General features: G+C 41.7%; 17 protein-coding genes. 4 read left to right on the plus strand and 13 right to left on the minus strand.

Annotated features, from left to right (window positions below):
- Positions 1–126: 126 nt before the first annotated feature.
- The 9 genes from AXK38_09745 to AXK38_09785 all read right to left on the minus strand — a co-directional run bounded on the left by AXK38_09745 (position 127) and on the right by AXK38_09785 (position 10,547).
- Positions 127–1,395: a D-alanyl-lipoteichoic acid biosynthesis protein DltD gene (locus AXK38_09745; GenBank protein ID AMH89511.1), complete on the minus strand. Its 1,269-nt coding sequence runs from the start codon at positions 1,393–1,395 to the stop codon at positions 127–129.
- On the minus strand, positions 1,388–1,627 hold the full coding sequence (locus AXK38_09750) for a D-alanine--poly(phosphoribitol) ligase subunit 2 (protein AMH89512.1): 240 nt from the start codon (positions 1,625–1,627) through the stop codon (positions 1,388–1,390). The genes AXK38_09745 and AXK38_09750 overlap by 8 nt, the downstream gene beginning before the upstream one ends.
- A 12-nt stretch (positions 1,628–1,639) precedes the next feature.
- Positions 1,640–2,884, minus strand: a complete 1,245-nt coding sequence (locus tag AXK38_09755) for a D-alanyl-lipoteichoic acid biosynthesis protein DltB (protein ID AMH89513.1) — start codon at positions 2,882–2,884, stop codon at positions 1,640–1,642.
- Positions 2,881–4,431 carry a D-alanine--poly(phosphoribitol) ligase gene (locus tag AXK38_09760; GenBank protein ID AMH89514.1) on the minus strand — a complete coding sequence of 517 codons (1,551 nt, stop codon included), beginning with the start codon at positions 4,429–4,431 and terminating at the stop codon, positions 2,881–2,883. The genes AXK38_09755 and AXK38_09760 overlap by 4 nt, the downstream gene beginning before the upstream one ends.
- A gap of 20 nt (positions 4,432–4,451) precedes the next feature.
- Complete coding sequence (locus AXK38_09765) at positions 4,452–4,583, minus strand: D-alanyl-lipoteichoic acid biosynthesis protein (GenBank protein AMH89515.1); 132 nt, start codon at positions 4,581–4,583, stop codon at positions 4,452–4,454.
- Positions 4,584–4,810: 227 nt separating this feature from the next.
- Entirely contained in the window at positions 4,811–5,515 is a 705-nt protein-coding gene (locus AXK38_09770; protein ID AMH89516.1) for an aquaporin, read from the minus strand.
- 69 nt (positions 5,516–5,584) lie between these two features.
- Positions 5,585–7,411, minus strand: a complete 1,827-nt coding sequence (locus AXK38_09775; GenBank protein ID AMH89517.1) for an alpha-glycerophosphate oxidase — start codon at positions 7,409–7,411, stop codon at positions 5,585–5,587.
- Between the two features lie 41 nt (positions 7,412–7,452).
- On the minus strand, positions 7,453–8,961 hold the full coding sequence (glpK, locus tag AXK38_09780) for a glycerol kinase (GenBank protein ID AMH89518.1): 1,509 nt from the start codon (positions 8,959–8,961) through the stop codon (positions 7,453–7,455).
- A 158-nt stretch (positions 8,962–9,119) separates the two neighbouring features.
- Positions 9,120–10,547: a hypothetical protein gene (locus AXK38_09785; protein ID AMH89519.1), complete on the minus strand. Its 1,428-nt coding sequence runs from the start codon at positions 10,545–10,547 to the stop codon at positions 9,120–9,122.
- A 164-nt stretch (positions 10,548–10,711) separates the two neighbouring features.
- On the opposite strand from AXK38_09785, the gene AXK38_09790 reads away from it, so the two are divergent.
- The 3 genes from AXK38_09790 to AXK38_09800 are packed head-to-tail and all read left to right on the plus strand — an operon-like array spanning position 10,712 to position 13,098.
- On the plus strand, positions 10,712–11,584 hold the full coding sequence (locus AXK38_09790; protein ID AMH89520.1) for a molecular chaperone Hsp33: 873 nt from the start codon (positions 10,712–10,714) through the stop codon (positions 11,582–11,584).
- Positions 11,571–12,551: a nitrogen fixation protein NifR gene (locus tag AXK38_09795; protein ID AMH89521.1), complete on the plus strand. Its 981-nt coding sequence runs from the start codon at positions 11,571–11,573 to the stop codon at positions 12,549–12,551. The genes AXK38_09790 and AXK38_09795 overlap by 14 nt, the downstream gene beginning before the upstream one ends.
- 1 nt (position 12,552) lies before the next feature.
- The gene (locus AXK38_09800; GenBank protein ID AMH89522.1) at positions 12,553–13,098 is read left to right on the plus strand and encodes an isochorismatase; all 546 of its coding nucleotides are present in this window, start codon (positions 12,553–12,555) and stop codon (positions 13,096–13,098) included.
- A 75-nt stretch (positions 13,099–13,173) separates the two neighbouring features.
- Here AXK38_09800 and AXK38_09805 read toward each other — a convergent pair whose 3' ends face one another.
- Complete coding sequence (locus tag AXK38_09805) at positions 13,174–13,866, minus strand: hypothetical protein (protein ID AMH89523.1); 693 nt, start codon at positions 13,864–13,866, stop codon at positions 13,174–13,176.
- Between the two features lie 286 nt (positions 13,867–14,152).
- On the opposite strand from AXK38_09805, the gene AXK38_09810 reads away from it, so the two are divergent.
- Positions 14,153–14,383 (plus strand): hypothetical protein, encoded by a 231-nt coding sequence (locus AXK38_09810; GenBank protein AMH89524.1) that lies wholly within the window; start codon positions 14,153–14,155, stop codon positions 14,381–14,383.
- 72 nt (positions 14,384–14,455) lie between these two features.
- On the opposite strand, the gene AXK38_09815 is transcribed toward AXK38_09810, so the two are convergent.
- The 3 genes from AXK38_09815 to AXK38_09825 are packed head-to-tail and all read right to left on the minus strand — an operon-like array spanning position 14,456 to position 17,078.
- Positions 14,456–15,229 carry a DNA mismatch repair protein MutT gene (locus AXK38_09815; protein AMH89525.1) on the minus strand — a complete coding sequence of 258 codons (774 nt, stop codon included), beginning with the start codon at positions 15,227–15,229 and terminating at the stop codon, positions 14,456–14,458.
- Position 15,230: 1 nt separating this feature from the next.
- On the minus strand, positions 15,231–16,010 hold the full coding sequence (locus AXK38_09820) for a nicotinamide mononucleotide transporter PnuC (protein AMH89526.1): 780 nt from the start codon (positions 16,008–16,010) through the stop codon (positions 15,231–15,233).
- 9 nt (positions 16,011–16,019) lie between these two features.
- A complete protein-coding gene (locus AXK38_09825; protein ID AMH89527.1) occupies positions 16,020–17,078 on the minus strand; it encodes a transcriptional regulator in 1,059 nt (352 codons plus the stop codon).
- Between the last annotated feature and the right edge of the window lie 95 nt (positions 17,079–17,173).

Raw genomic sequence — 17,173 nt, forward strand, 5'->3', positions numbered from 1 at the left:
CCATTTTTAAGAGAAAAATACTATTCTTTAGAATTTTATTTACCAGTTAATTATATCACAAGCAAAAAAAGAGTCAAGAAAAAACGTGAAAACCAGTTTCATTCTTGAACTCTTCCATACTATTATCTATTGAAATTCCTTGACATCTCCATCATACGTCGCCCAATCTTTGCTGAAAAAGCGCTCATTTAGATGGTAAGTCGGAGCTGGTGTAGGATTGGATAGGAAAGGATCAACTGCCTTGTCAAAAGCCAACCAACCCAACCAACCAAGGTGGATAGTATCCTTCATAAAGAAAGGCTCCCCACCGTCCTTAGAAAAATCTGCTATATTGGTAAAGCCTTGACTTTCTAACTGGTAGCGAATCTTTTGCACCGTTTGTTGATACATATCCTCTCGTAGACCAGCGTAGTCCATCCATTTTTTATTAACAGGTGGAATGATAAAAATCGGGTTTACCTTAGATTTGGAAAACTGTGTTAAAACCAACTGCAAGTCGTTGTATTCAGATGATTTAAGGTAATTATAACTAGTCTGTGATCCTTTTAACTTTTTCAAATAGTCTCTGATTTGTGTATCATAGAAATGATTATCTATACCAAATTCATTATTAGAAGTATTTTTTTCTGCATCTGCTTTAACAACATCTTCTATTTCTTGATAAGAAAACTGGTCTGGAATAGTATTCAAATATTTATCAACATGTTCTTTATATTTCAACCACTGTCTGATTGTGAACTGTCCAAAAAAATTGGCTTGTTTCTGATTAATTAGAGCACCAATTTCTATACGTATATGATCGAACTCTGAAAGAGATTCATTATTAGCAATTTTTTGTACTATATCTTTCATTGATACATTTGAAAACTGTTTTAATAATCTCTTAGATGCATGCTGACTACTAATATCTCCTGATTGATTTTCTAAAAAAGAAGTTAGTTGGTCACTATTAAAATACTCTTGAAAGACTGCAGGTTCATAATCATTTTCTGTAAACCATTGGGGAGATATAACAAATACGGCTTGCTTATCCTCTATTTCTGGTAACATCTGTTGCATTCCAAAATACTGGTTAAGCGATGCAGCTCCCCTCTGTCCTAAAAGATAAGGACGGTAGGAACGATTGTATTTCTCGGCCAATACCGCAGGATGAGCACCGTCAAAACGAAGCCATTCACTGGAGCCAAAGAAAGGTATAAATCGGATAGAAGTATCAGATAAAGCTTTTGATTTTTGATTTCGTTCTCTAAAACTTTCTGCAGTAACGGAAGCTGCCGAATGCTTTTCAGACACAATGTCATATCTAACACTTTCAGGATAACAGCATATAACCAAAGCAACCAACAAACCAGCTATCAAGACCGGCCCGAAGATCATCCATAAGCGTTTAAGCATTTTGTAGCTCCACAATACCAGCTATAATTTTATTAGCTGTATTCCAGTCATCACGACCAAACTCTGTTACAGGGACACGAATGTCAAAACGGTTTTCAATCTCCACAATCAACTCAACCGTGCCCATGCTATCCAAGACACCTGCATCAAAAAGATCTTCATCCATCATGTCAGAAACATCTTCCATAAACAACTCATCAATAATTTCGATAACTTCTGATTTGATATCCATATTTTATTTCCTTTATTTTTTAAACCATAAATCATTCAAAAATCCAGAAAAGATTAAGAATGACAGCATGACGACATGGAAGGTCACAACCATGCCAAGCAACTGAATCCAGCGATTCTCAGGTAGAGCAGCTTTCCCTGCTTTTTTCCGTTCCTTATTGAGCGTTTTTTTCTTGCGAACCCAGGCGTCATTGATGACCAAGCCTAGTCCATGAAAGAGTCCATAGGCGATATAGTACCAAGTCACTCCATGCCAAAATCCCATAATCAGCATATTTACAATGTAGGCCACACTTGAAGTTACATTGCGATTCTTAAAGACCTTCTTTCTGGTCAATACCATCACCATCCGCATAAAGACAAAGTCACGGAACCAGAAAGAGAGACTCATGTGCCAGCGATTCCAAAACTCCTTCAAATCCCTTGATAAAAAAGGTTTGTTAAAGTTGATAGGGCTACGGATTCCCATCAAATTTGAAATGGCTAAGGCAAACATAGAGTAACCTGCAAAGTCAAAGAAAAGCTCCAGACCAAAGGTATACATAACCGCTAAAGTATAGAGATTAAAGAAGCCACCTGACTGCAAGGCTAAATTCTTCAGAGGAGGTAGTAAGGTCTCTCCTAAAACATGAGCTAGGATAAACTTATACAAAAAGCCCCACATAATATAGCGAACAGATTCATCCAGCATATCCATCAACTCATCCCGCTCAGGAATGGTCTGATAATTTTCATTAAAACGCTTAAAGCGATCAATTGGACCACTCGAGAAAGTCGGCATGAAGAAAAGAAAACGTAGGAATTCCCAGAGGGTAAAATCCTTAATCACTCCATCTCTCAGCTCGATGATAATCCCAACCGAACGAAAGGTCAGGTAAGAAATTCCCAAGAATCCTAGCAAAGACTGCGTTCCATTGATAGCTGGTTGCACCTTGACAAAGATAATCGGAAGTAGGGACAGAAAACTAACTAAGTAGAAGACCCACTTGCCATCCTTGCTTTTTCGATAATGCTTGTAGAAAAGCAGAAGCAATATTTCCCAGCAAAGGTAAATACCCAAGGCAGCCAATTGATTGGTCTTCCCACCTACCAACATGGTGACGATAAAGAAGAGGCTAACCAGCACTTCATACCAGGCAAAGCGTTTCTTGAAAAAGAGGCCTATAAAGATGGGCAAGGTTGCAACAATCACATAGACAAAGTACTGAGGATTGCCGTATGGCTCTAAATGAGGAAGCTGTTGAAAGAACTCCATCATCTATTATTCACCTCGTTAATCAATCCTTTTATGTCAATTTTCCCATTTGGAGTCAGTGGCAAGCTGTCTCGGTAAAGGAATTTAGACGGCATCATATAAGACATCATAATATCTGTCAAGTCTTCCTTAATAGACTTGGTAATATCGATATCACGCTCAAACTGCTCACGAACACCATCTTTTAAGATGACATAGGCCAGTAGATTTTGTACCTTGTGGTCCTTGTTATAACGTGGTACTGCGACAGCAGACTCGATATAACGAGACTTGTTGAGATTTTGAGAGACATCTTCTAACTCAATGCGGTAACCATTAAACTTAATCTGGAAGTCCATGCGTCCGCCGTAGAGAAGCAAGCCTTCATCTGTCATTGTTCCCACATCACCTGTGTGATAGGCTGGTAATCCTTCAAATTCAAAGAAGGCTTCCGCTGTTTTTTCAGGATTGTTCATATAGCCTTTTGACACAGCTGGCCCAGAAACAATGATTTCTCCCTGTTCACCATTTGGCAGTTTATTGCCTTCCTCGTCAATGATGAAGGTTGGAGAATCAGCCTTGGTATAGCCGATTGGTAGACGTTTGAGAGTCGCTAGCATCTCGTCTGTCACAGCAACAGCTGATAGGGCTACTGTCGCTTCTGTTGGGCCATAGGCATTGATAATACGGGCATTTGGGAAACGTTCACGTAGTTTTTGAGCCGTTTTGACCGTCAATTCTTCTCCATCAAAGTAGAAATGCGTGATGCCAGACATTTTCTTGCTGTTGAAGTCTTCAGACAACATGGCCATATCCGCAAAAGACGGTGTAGAAGTCCAGATAGCGATTGGCAATGAAAAGATGGTCGCAAAGAGTTGCTTAAAGTCCTGAGTGATGGCTGCAGGAAGAGCGAAAAGTGTACCTCCAAGTGCCAAGGTTGGCGCCCAATACATGACAGACAGATCAAAAGAATAAGGTGGCTGAGCCAGCATTTGCGGACGACTTGGCGTCGCAAATTCCTTATCCGTAATCATCCAGTTGGTAAAGCTGAGGAGGTTATCATGGGAAATCTGCACTCCCTTAGGCTTACCAGTTGTACCAGAAGTAAAGATGATGTAGTAATTATCATCTCCCTTGACTGGATGCGTGATTTCGTAGTTATTCCCTTGGGCAAAGGCTTCTTGAACCTGAGCTAGATTCATTATCGGTGTAGAAACCTGCTCTAATGGAAAATCTGAAATGGCAATAATCAAGCTTGGCTCTGCCACTTCTAAAATAGCTGAAACTCGCTCCAAAGCCGAATGGCTGTCAATTGGAATGTAGGCATGACCTGACTTAGTCAAGGCTACAAAAGTTGCCAACATTTCATACTCTTGGCCACCAAAAACGACTACAGGAGACTTCTCAGGCAATCCTAGTTGGTCGATGGCTGCAGCTAAACTATCCGAATCAGCCTTTAAATCACCATAAGTATGTTCCTGCCCTAAAACATTATAGACAGGATAGCTAGGCTGGGTCTGAGCAAAATGCTCAATGGTTTCAATCATATCTACTATTGGTTTGTTTGACACAATAGGGGTTCTCCTTCAAGTTAAAATTCATTATAGATAAAGCTTCCTTGACCCTGACCAAGATAGCTAAAGAAGTAAAGCAGCCCTAAAAAGATAAGAAAATACAAGGCTGTCCGACCAAGAAAGAGGTACAATTCTTTTCTCTGTTTCATCAAGAAAAACCATTCATTTCTGTAATTTTTGTTAAATAAGATAAACTCTTACTATAGTATTTTTCTACCATTGTACCATTTTTTAGGGTAATTTTTCAATTGTTTACCGTACATTTTCACTGCATTTAAGCTAATTTTAAAGATTATGCGGTTTTTCTATGAATATTTTAAAAGAAAAAAACCTGAGATTTTCATCTCAAGCTCTATCAACATAATTGTTTTCTAGATTAGAAAAGTGAGAATACAAGTACGGCCAAGGCTGCACCGATAACAGGTCCTACAACTGGAATCCAAGCATAAGACCAGTCTCCATCTCCCTTATTTGGAATTGGCAAAAGGCTGTGCATGATACGAGGTCCAAGATCACGCGCAGGATTCAAGGCATAACCTGTTGTCCCACCTAGTGATAGACCGATACCGACAATCAAAGTTCCTACTGCAAAGGTTCCGATACCTGCCTGAAAATCGTAAAGACCCAAAGCAAAGATTGTTAATACCAATACAAAAGTTCCTAGGATTTCACTAATCAAGTTTGATACAGTATCCTTGATGGCTGGCCCGGTACTGAAGGTTGCCAGGATATTACCTGCATTTTCTTCTGCCTCATAATGCGGTTTGAATTGCAACCAAACCAAAATCTGACCCAGCATAGCCCCTGCGAACTGGGCTAAGATATAAGGCAAAACGGAAGCCCAAGGCAGACCACCTTTTAAAGCCACACCAATTGTCACAGCTGGGTTTAAATGAGCTGGACTAAGTTTTCCAGATACAAATACTGCAACCGCAACTGCAATCCCCCAACCCATAGTAATCACAATCCAACCTGAGCTATTGCTCTTGGTTTTAGGAAGAACTACACCTGCTACAACACCATTTCCTAGAAGAATCAGGATTAAAGTCCCCAAAAATTCTCCAAATAATTCATTCATCATCTTTATGTCTCCATTAAAAAGAAGGGGCGGGCGACAAGGATTGTTGCCCGCCACCTCTTTTATTTTTTCTTAATTTTTTAATTCTGCTAAATCATTGTTAGCAAGAGCTGCTTCGACATCCGCACGGTAGCCTGCTTTTTCATCTTCTGACCAGTCATAGAATCGTCCCATTTCATCCAAAACTGGCTCAACGATACTATCCAAACTATCACGCATAAAGAGCATGTGGTTGGTACGACGAAGGAAGAAGTCAACTGGGCTGATAGCCAACTCATTGCGCATTGCATAGTGAAGGGACAAGGTGTCCGCCAAGCTGAGTCCTGGCGCTTGTTCCAAGCTGTGAGCAAGTGCAAAGACCTTCGGTGCATTTGAACCGTAAAGATTTGCCAGATAGTGAGCTTCCTTGCTATCCAATCCACGTGAAACTCCAAGTTGCGCAAAGGCTTCGATTTCTGAATCCACATTTGCTGGGTTCAATTCTCCACCTGAAACAGGATAAGTCTTAGAATTGATCAGTTTAAAGCTGCGATCAAATTCTGCTTTAAGGATATCAACCACACGCTCCATAGCTCCTTCAGCCATCTTACGGTAGTCTGTGATTTTACCACCAGCAAGGGTCAAAAGGCCATTGTCATCACGATCCAAGCTCGAACCACGTGAAACTGCAGATGGATCCAAATGTTTCTCAGAGGTACTGCTTTCAAGCTTGCTGACAGCAGACTCAACATCTTCACGCGTTTTTTCTTTCGATAGATAAGCTTCGACAGTCGCAATCAAGTTGTTAAAGCTTTCGTCACTAATAGTTCCGTTATTTCCTCCATTGTAGTCAGAAGCGCTATTGCCTGCAATCAATGGACGAAGACCTGCCCAGCTACTTTCAATGTCAGCAACAGTAATATTTGCTTCTGGGAAGCGGTTGTTGACAATGCCAAGTAGATAATCTACATCTTCCTGAGTCACTTTTGGATGTTCCAAATCACCTGTGTAGTCTGTATCCGTTGTACCAAAGTAAGTCTTGTTTTCACGTGGGAGAACAAAGACCATACGACCGTCACCCAAACCTGTATCAAAGTAAACCGGCTGTGAAACCTTGATCTTGCTTGAATCCACTACCAAGTGAACTCCCTTAGTTGGACGCATTTGTGAAAATTGTGTTCCCTTATTAGACAAATTGCGCACCTTGTCGCTCCAAGGACCTGTTGTGTTGATCACCAGACGGGCCTTGATTTCAAATACTTGGTCTGTCAACAAATCACGAGCTACAACACCTGTAATCTTGCCACTTTCGTCAAAGAGGAAGCCTTCTGCCTTCACGTGGTTGGCAATGAGGGCACCGTCTTGGTTGGCACGTTTGATATTTTCAATCACGAGACGCGCATCGTTGTTACGGAAGTCAAGGTAAACCCCACCTCCTACCAAGCCTTCTTTCTTCAAGTTTGGCTGGCGTTCCAAGACTTCTTCCTTGCTCAAAACCTTGTTTGCAGCTGGTGTGTTGTTAACTCCGGCCAAAAGATCGTACAAGTCCATAGCTACTTTAAGACGGAAGAGGCTAAAGGTCGCTCCATCTTCATCGTAAACTGGCAAGAGCATTGGGTCTGGTTTTGGAATATGTGGTGCGATTTGTTGAACTACTGCACGTTCAGAAACCGTATCTGACACCACTTCCACGTCGAATTGTTTGAGGTAACGAAGACCTCCGTGAACCAATTTTGTTGAACGGCTAGATGTTCCTTCTGCGAAGTCCTGCATTTCAATCAAACCAGTCTCAAGACCGCTAGCTGCCGCTTGCAAGGCTACACCAGCCCCTGTGATCCCCCCACCGATAATCAAGAGGTCCAGGGTACGTTCCTGCATTTTTTTAATTGATAATTCACGTGTTTTCTTTGAAAATTCCATATTTACACACTTTCTAACTGAGTCGCTTTATTCTTTCAGTATTAGTCATCGATTTCCGCAAAGACTTGAGTCGCTTTCACAGCCTTCTTCCAGCCCTTGTAGAGTTGTTCCTTGCGAGATTCGTTCATAGATGGCTCAAAAAGTTCCCCAGTCTCATTCAAGAGCTTCAACTCATCCAAGTCTTTCCAGTAACCAACTGCCAAACCAGCTAGGAAGGCTGCACCTAGAGCTGTGGTTTCCAAGTTTTTAGCGCGTGCAATGTCGATTCCTAAAATATCAGCTTGGAACTGCATGAGGAAGTTATTCATGGCTGCACCTCCATCCACTTTCAATACTTGAATAGCTGTTTGAGCATCCACCTGCATTGTGTCAATGATATCACGTACTTGATAAGCAATTGATTGAAGAGTTGCCTTGATAAAGTCTTCCTTACTTGTTCCACGAGTCAAACCAAAGACAGAACCGCGAGCATTTTGGTTCCAGTACGGTGCTCCTAATCCTGTAAAGGCTGGAACGACATAAACTTCATCATCATTGTGAGAATCACGAGCATATTTTTCAGATTCTGGTGAGTTCTCTACCATACGAAGTCCATCACGAAGCCATTGAATCGCACTTCCTGCGATGAAGATAGAACCTTCTAAGGCATAGTAAACCTTGCCATTGATTCCGTAACCAATCGTTGTCAAGAGGTTATTTTCAGACAGCTGCATCTCTTCACCAGTATTCATGATGATGAAAGATCCTGTTCCATAAGTATTCTTGACCATACCTGGTTCAAAGGCCAACTGTCCAAATAGGGCTGCTTGTTGGTCCCCAGCCATACCTGAGATTGGCACTTGTCCACCATAGAAATGGAATGGCGCTGTCTTACCGTAAATTTCAGAGTTAGAACGAACTTCTGGAAGCATAGCCTTAGGAATGTTGAGAATTTCCAAAATCTCATCATCCCATTTGAGTTCTTTAATGTTATAAAGCATGGTACGGGCTGCATTTGAGTAGTCCGTCACGTGAGCCGCACCGTCTGTCAATTTCCAAACCAACCAAGTATCGATAGTACCAAAGAGCAATTCTCCCTTTTCTGCTCGCTCTTGAGCGCCTTCTACATGGTCCAAAATCCAACGAACCTTAGTTGCTGAGAAGTAAGCGTCAATAATCAAACCAGTCTTTTCATGGAATTTTTCCACATAGCCTTTGCTTTTTAGTTGCTCAGCCAAAGATGCTGTCTGACGAGATTGCCAAACGATGGCATTGTAGATTGGAAGTCCTGTTTTCTTATCCCAGACGACAGTTGTTTCACGTTGGTTAGTAATCCCGATTGCTTCTATTTGACTTGGCTTGACACCACTTTCGATGAAAGCACCCGCAATAACTGACTGAACAGAGTTCCAAATTTCATTGGCATTGTGTTCTACCCAACCTGCCTGAGGGAAAATTTGAGTGAACTCTTTTTGACTAGAGCTAACCTTTTCCCCTTTTTTGTTGAAAATGATGGCACGAGAACTTGTTGTTCCCTGGTCAATAGCCATGATGTATTTTTCTTGTGACATGTGCTGTCCTCCTCATAAAGATCTCGAGGATGTTTCCTCTTTACACTTACTAGTATACAAAATAAAGCGCTTTCTTGTTTATCAACTTTTTTTAATTTTTAAAAAAATGTGAGGAGATTGTGTAAATTTCACAAAAAGACCTGGAAGCACCAAGCCTTTTAGCTAAATAATAACTGACGAATCGCTGCCAAATCCTCCATATCCAAGTCGTTTTTTAAATAATAAACTTGTGTCTGTTCCTTCTTATGAATCGGGTTATTGGTAACCAGCAAATCATAATGCCGAGTTCGGTCATAAGCTTCAATGGTAATGAAACGATTGTATTCCAAATACCGTTTCAAAATGGCCGCCATCCTTGAAAAAACAAGAAAACCAGATGTCAAATCCAGACCAATCCGCATATGCTGGCCACCATTTTCAGCCATATATTCGATTAACTGCAGCCATTCCCAGAGAATTTTCTTATCCAAATCCGTCCCCTGCTGAAAGGCAGGTAAGGCATGAAAAATCTCCGCCGCCGTCTCCTTAAAATCATGTTCCATCAACAAATAAGGATGACGATTCTCTGTCTGGTATCTGTACTGATCTTGTAAAATATAGCCCTTGTATAGATAAACTTGACCACAAAGCTGACTGAGTTCATAGGTGACATGGTCCTCTGTATAATCACCCAGCAACTCCTCTTTCTTCATTTCTTGAATCAATTGCGTCAGCAAATCTGCCAACTGCCCTCCAAAACCAAGAATATACTCCATAGTATGGAGGGGAAGAATGCGATGAGATAGGAGGAAAGAGAAAAATATCATCATCTCACCATCCTCAGTTCCTAGAGGAAGGTGTTGCCCAGCAAAAAAGGACGGAGCCTTTCTGAGCAAACGAAGGTAGAAAATATTGTCAAAATACCCTCGCATTTTCTCTTCTATCACTTGAAACTGACAGGCATTGACCCGAAGACGTTGTTGACTGATGTGAGACCAAAGAACCAAGTCCAGTTTCTGGCCCGAAGACAAACTTGCACCGCAGATTTCTTCTAAAGTGGCAATCTCCTGTTTTCTCTCTGGCTTCTGCATGTGTCCTTCCCATTCCTGACTCGACCAGACCTTGCGGAAAAGACAGAAATAGAAATAGCGAATCTGATGCTCTGGACCTCGCCACCGTCCATTTTGGATGGATAAATCAAATTCTGACAAAATCTGATTTAAACCAGCCAAGTGGCGACCAAGCGTAGCCTCACTAATCATCAATTCTTGAGCCAGCTGATGGGCTAGAAACTGTTGGTGGTAGAGGAGATAAACAAGAATCTGATATTTAACAGCATTCTCCAAAAACAGTCTCCTAATATCTCTCCCCTTGGTAGCTGCACCGATTGAAAGACGCAGATTTTCATCTTCTAAGGAGATGTTCAGCTCCAAACCACTGTCCAAAGCCTTGTCATTGAGCAGGGTGACATATTTGGTTAGGGTTGCTTTTGAAAATCCTGTTTCCTCCATTACAGCCTTGACGGTCGTCTGAGACTCTTGTAATAGAAAGGAAAGGATTGAAAATTGGCCAGATTCAGCCTTTTCCATCAAGTCTCCTAAATACATTTGTTACCCCTTTCATTTTCTATCTTAAGCATAGCATAAATCTTACAAATGCTGAAATAATCTGTTTCTCTTTTTATTTTCATGCAGATTTCCTAGTCCATTATCCTGAAAATCAGCAAACACACGGCTCCCCCTTTGGGCATTTTTATGCTAAAATAGTAGTTATGGATAAAATTATTAAAACTATATCAGAAAGTGGCGCCTTTCGTGCTTTTGTCCTTGATAGTACGGAAACCGTCCGCACTGCTCAAGAAAAACACCAAACCCAAGCTAGCTCAACTGTAGCGCTTGGTCGAACTCTTATCGCCAGCCAGATTCTCGCAGCCAATGAAAAAGGAAATACTAAACTAACAGTTAAGGTGCTGGGATCTAGCTCCCTAGGTGCCATCATCACCGTCGCTGATACCAAGGGGAATGTCAAAGGATACGCTCAAAATCCTGGTGTCGACATCAAAAAGACTGCAACTGGTGAAGTCCTCGTCGGACCTTTTGTTGGAAATGGTCAATTCCTCGTTATCACAGACTACGGTACTGGAAATCCTTACAACTCTATGACTCCCCTCATCTCTGGAGAAATCGGTGAAGACCTTGCCTTTTACCTGACTGAAAGTCAACAGACCCCTTCAGCAGTCGGTCTCAATGTCCTTTTAGACGAGGAAGACAAGGTCAAGGTTGCAGGTGGTTTCCTAGTCCAAGTCTTGCCAGGAGCCAAGGAAGAGGAGATTGCTCGCTTTGAAAAACGCATCCAAGCAATGCCAGCTATCTCTACTCTTCTGGAAAGCGACGACCATATTGAAGCCCTCCTCAAGGCTATCTACGGGGACGAGGCTTACAAGCGTCTTTCTGAAGAAGAAATCCGTTTCCAATGTGACTGTAGCCATGAACGTTTTATGAATGCTCTTGCCAGCCTTCCAAGCTCAGACTTACAGGAAATGAAAGAGGAAGACCACGGAGCAGAAATCACTTGTCAATTCTGCCAAACAACTTACAACTTTGATGAAAACGACCTGGAGGAACTCATTCGTGACAAATCTTAATACACCTTTTATGATTGGCAATGTTGAGATTCCCAATCGTACCGTTTTAGCACCTATGGCTGGTGTGACCAACTCAGCCTTTCGTACCATCGCAAAAGAGCTCGGAGCTGGACTCGTTGTAATGGAAATGGTCTCTGACAAGGGAATCCAATACAACAACGAAAAAACCCTGCATATGCTTCATATCGATGAAGGCGAAAACCCTGTCTCTATCCAACTTTTTGGTAGTGATGAAGACAGCCTAGCACGCGCAGCAGAATTCATCCAAGAAAACACCAAAACTGATATCGTCGATATCAACATGGGCTGCCCAGTTAACAAAATCGTGAAGAACGAAGCTGGAGCTATGTGGCTCAAGGACCCCGATAAGATTTACTCTATCATCAACAAGGTCCAGTCTGTCCTTGATATCCCACTTACTGTCAAAATGCGTACCGGCTGGGCTGATCCATCTCTGGCAGTTGAAAATGCCCTCGCTGCTGAAGCAGCAGGTGTTTCTGCCCTTGCTATGCATGGCCGTACCCGTGAACAAATGTATACAGGTCACGCAGACCTCGAGACCCTTCACAAGGTCGCTCAAGCTTTGACCAAGATTCCATTCATCGCCAACGGTGACATCCGTACGGTCCAAGAAGCCAAACAACGTATCGAAGAAGTCGGTGCTGACGCAGTCATGATTGGCCGCGCTGCCATGGGAAATCCCTACCTCTTTAACCAAATCAACCATTACTTTGAAACAGGAGAAATCCTCCCTGATTTGACCTTTGAAGATAAGATGAAAATCGCTTATGAACACTTGAAACGCTTGATTAACCTCAAAGGGGAAAATGTCGCAGTTCGTGAATTCCGTGGCCTCGCTCCTCACTACCTCCGTGGAACATCTGGCGCTGCCAAACTTCGTGGAGCTATTTCACAAGCTAGCACCCTAGCAGAGATTGAAGCCCTCTTGCAATTGGATAAGGCATAAAATGGTTCATACGGCTCTACTGATTATCGATATGCAAAAAGCATTTGATAACCCTATCTGGGGAGAACGGAACAACCCTCAAGCTGAACACCAGGCATTGAGGGTACTGGCATACTTCCGTAAACACGCTCTTCCAGTCTTACATGTTCAACACATATCTGACAATCCCCAGTCGCAATTTCATAACAAACAAAATCAGGAGTTTAAAAGTGGATTTGAACCAGTTGCTTCAGAACCTGTCTTTCAAAAAACGGTTAATAGCGCCTTTATTGGAACAAATCTTGAAACCTATTTACGAAAAAATCAGATTTGTCATTTAGTCCTTGCTGGTCTGACTCTGCCTCATTGTGTATCTACTACGACACGAATGGCAGCAAATCTTGGTTTTGAAGTCACTTTACTAGCAGATGCTACTGCCAGTTTTACCCTAGCTAACAAAAACGGTCAAGTCATCTCTCCTGAGACTATCCATGAAATTAATCTCCTTTCTCTACAGGATGAATTTGCTCAAATTCTTACTACAGAAGAATTTTTAACCCAAGTATAAGTATAAAATAATCCGTCGACTCTTATTGAGCTGACGGATTTTCTTTGGTTGTAAAAATTCAAATACTGAGAACTATTATTGATTCAAAGCAACACTGGAAACCTTGCCATCCGCTCCTGTTGTAATTTGGATGACTTTTCCTACACCGATTTTGGCATTATACTTACCATCATCGAGAGTATAAGAATAGCCTTTGATAGAGTAGTTTTCTTTCTTTCCATCAGCAGATTCTACTGTAAATTGACCACCTGATGAAACTGTGATGGTTTCGCCATTGGCTCCCTTCCAGTTGCCCGCTGCAGCTGAGAAATCACCATCTGCCATAGTTAAAACACCCTTATAGCGTTTATTTTGCTCTGCTTGTTTGTCTTGAAGTTTGCGGTCAGTTGTAGGATCATAGCTTGATTGGTTAGACTGGGCTTGAGGAGCCTGTTGAGTTGAAGGAGCCTGAGCAGGAGTTTGTTGACTAGCCGCCTGTTGATTAAACACTTCTTGACCTTGTCTTTGTTCAGGTGCCGCTTGCGATGGCGTTGCAGTTGCTGAAGACTGGTCGGTAGATGTCTTGGACTTTTCAGATGAAGCTGAACTTGAGGACTTCTGAGTCTTGCTTTCTTTGCTAGAAGAAGCTACTTTAGAATTTGATGACTGGCTTGTCTTAGCAGAACTGCTTGCTTGAGTTGTTTCCTTTTTATTTCCACAAGCTCCTAATAGCAAGGTAGAAGCTAATACAGTTGCTGTCATCAATTTGATATAGGTTTTCTTTTTCATTTTTCTACTCCTTTGTAATGTTTTTGAAACATTAAGAAATCTTTTTGTAATGTAATTGTAACATTTGAATTTAAATATGTCAACGATTTATCTAAACTATTTTAAAAACCTTAAATACTTTAAATACCTTTACTCCTCCTACTTTTCTATTCGTAGTCTAATAGCAAAAACAGAAAAAAATTCCTATTTTGAGTAATATTTTTAAATCACTCTTGTGTAATCGCTTGCATTGTTTTAGACAAAGGAATATAATAACATTGAAATAGGATATTGGAGGTGTAGACTTATGTTAAGCAAATATTACAAGTATCTTCCTGGGTTGATTTTGGGAGCTATTTGCTCTTATGAAACAGCCACTTACTATGCGCGAACTGCTTTTGATGTCTTCTATCTGACTACAAGCTTTATGATTGTCTACATCGCTTTGTTATTTTTACATGAGAACTATCTCAAGTATCGATACAAAGACTTCTTTACGCACATGTTTAGTAATTCTAAGAAAGATAGCCACCCATAAAAGCAGTCACAACACAAAACCATCTCATGATGGTACATAAAGAGGTCAGGAACTTTGTCCCGACCTCGTTTTTTATTTCAATCGATAGGTTTTTCTTGGTTTCTTTTTGGGCACTCGCTTGAGTCCGACTTCTTCTACATATTCGCCGTATTTTACGAGAAAGTTATTGCTGACGATGGGACGACCTGAGTTGATAAGATTGACCAGTTCGGTTCCCTCGTAGACAGTGAACTCCTCCTCTAGCAGATAGAGGAAGGTCGGGTTCCAGTCAAGTCGTCCTTGGATTCGTTTGATAGATCCTTGGATAATGGCATAATGGTCAAAGGCGAAGGCTTGCTCGTCCAATTCGACTCCCTCCAAGAAGCATTTGCCCGTCTGAAAATCGACATCTACGAAAACGACATCCTTGGCATCGTCTCCTGCCTGAACGAGGTCTAGGGCGCGACTAGGCAGATACACCAAATGGGCAATGGTCACCGTCCAGCCCCGTGGATCACGCCCAGGAGTCGACACAGTCATCAATTGCTCGATTTTTTCTAAAGGAAGATCGAGATTGACTTCTTCACGCACCTCGCGCTGACAGGCATGAGCAGCATCTTCTCCCTTATCCATAAAACCTCCAACCAAGGCCAAACAGTTTTGATAAGGGTGAGCCTTGCGACGAATCAGCAAGAGCTTGATCTTTCCTTCAACAAAGCAGTAGGCCACCATATCCACTGTCACACTTGGTTTTTCATATTGAGGGAGTTCCTGCTTGTAGTACCAGTCTAAAAACTCCTCCTGACTGGCATGCATTTCAAAATATTCTCTTTCCGTCATCCCTTCTGGAATCTTTATATCTGCCATCTTATGACTCCTTTCGAACTGCCTTGGTCCATTGGTACCAACCCACTAGACTATTGAGTGTATAGACCCAGTACATCCCTTGGATGTGGATATTTTCACCCCACCAGAGGTAGATACTAAAGAGATTGGTTGCAATCCAGAAAATCCATTGCTCACGGTAGAGACGTGTCATCAAAAGCTGACCAACACCATTGGTCGCATCGGTAACACTATCACGGAAAGGGCGAGCACTATGGATACTTTGATAAGCTAAGCCCATACCAATCCAGATGATAGCAGTCAAGGACAAGTACTTGAACCAATCAAGAACAGATAATTTCTTAGCTTCAAAGTGAGATTCTTCTACTTTTCCTTGGTCATTGATACGGTTGGACAGCCAAGCATAGAGACCAATCGGCTGCATTACAAAGAAGTAAACGGTCGTCAAGACTTCGCCATAAAAAGTTGCATTCATGGCCAAAATCAAATAGATAGCAGAGTTAATAGCCCCGAAGAGATAATTACTTGCACGCCCTTCTGCTACCAAGATAACACAGACAATCCCAGTCCAAGAGGCAAACAAGCTCAACCAGTCATGACTTTCTGTATTTTGCGTGAATTCCAAGATCAAGGGAACACTTGACAAGGCGATGAGATATAACCACTGGAAAAGGCTACGGCCCACAAAAAGATCTCTCCAGAGCAGGTTCATGATTCCTGCAAAGCCAATCTTGCGGGCTTCGGCATGGACATTTTTAAAATTTTCGATAAATTGTGTGATTTTTTCAGTTAGTTTTTTCATATTTTTCTCCTAATCTGCTTGGTAAATGGCATCAATAGCCACTTTTGCTGCTTCATAATTACCTAGATAATCCTCTGCTAGATAAACTAGTGGAATGGTGGTTAAATATCGCTCTCTCATCTGGTCCAAATGCTGGGAAAAACTTTGACGAATATGGTCTTCTGCCATGGTCATATCTCTAAATCCGTCATTGACATAGGAGCCGATAGGCTGCACAAATAGAATCAAGTCCCATTTCTCCTTAGCCAAGATCGAGGCAAAGAGATTGTCAAATGTTTCTCCTGATAAGTCCTCTTGATCCTCAGTCTCCATATAATAATCATAGTAGCCCTTGGTTACTAAGGAGTTGGTATCTGCTATCACCAGTCCCCTATTGGCATTACTGTCAATTAACTTAGAGGTCTGGTCATACTGTCCCAACAGGAGGTAATAGTAATCCTTTGGAGTCAATTCATCATCGCGGACGTTATTTTTAATCTGATACTCACGTGCGTATTCCAGACTAACGGGCGCATCGTAATACCTTGCCAAATCCTTGGCCAGAGTGGTCTTCCCATTACTGGCACTTCCCATAATCAACACTTTCTTGGTAAACTGACGACGGAAAGGTTGAGCGATGTACTTCCAATATTTGCTTGGATTTTCTCGAATCATAGTTGCTGAAATACCAAACTTTCTTCCTTGCAGAACGGTCTCAAAGCCACGATTAGATAATTCTTGCTGGTAGTCTGCTTCTCCTACAAAAAAGATCAGCTCTTGCTGGGTTTCATCATAGGAAATCTCCGCTAACATCTGGTCCAACCACTCCTGCCAGCCCATAGGGTAACGGGGAAGATTGGTTTCATCTAACTTGCAAACAGAGGTCAACTCATCATCCCGAAATGCTTCACGAATATAGCGAAATCTCTTTTGAAGCGTTAAGCCTACCTGCTCCCCTCGGTCTCCCTCATATCCTGAAACGACCACCCAGACCTGATCACACTGACGCTTCGCTCGCTGAATCAGATCGATATGGCCCTGATGAAGAGGGGCAAAGGTCCCAAATACCACTGCTATTTTCTTTTTCATAAACGCATTACATTTTTATAATTTTCTATATTTTTGTTATCTATGTTTTTATTATAAATTATATTTTTGTTTTGTCAATAGTTTTTTATCATTTT

The sequence above is a fragment of the Streptococcus mitis genome, from assembly GCA_001560895.1.
Lineage (GTDB): Bacteria > Bacillota > Bacilli > Lactobacillales > Streptococcaceae > Streptococcus > Streptococcus mitis_Q.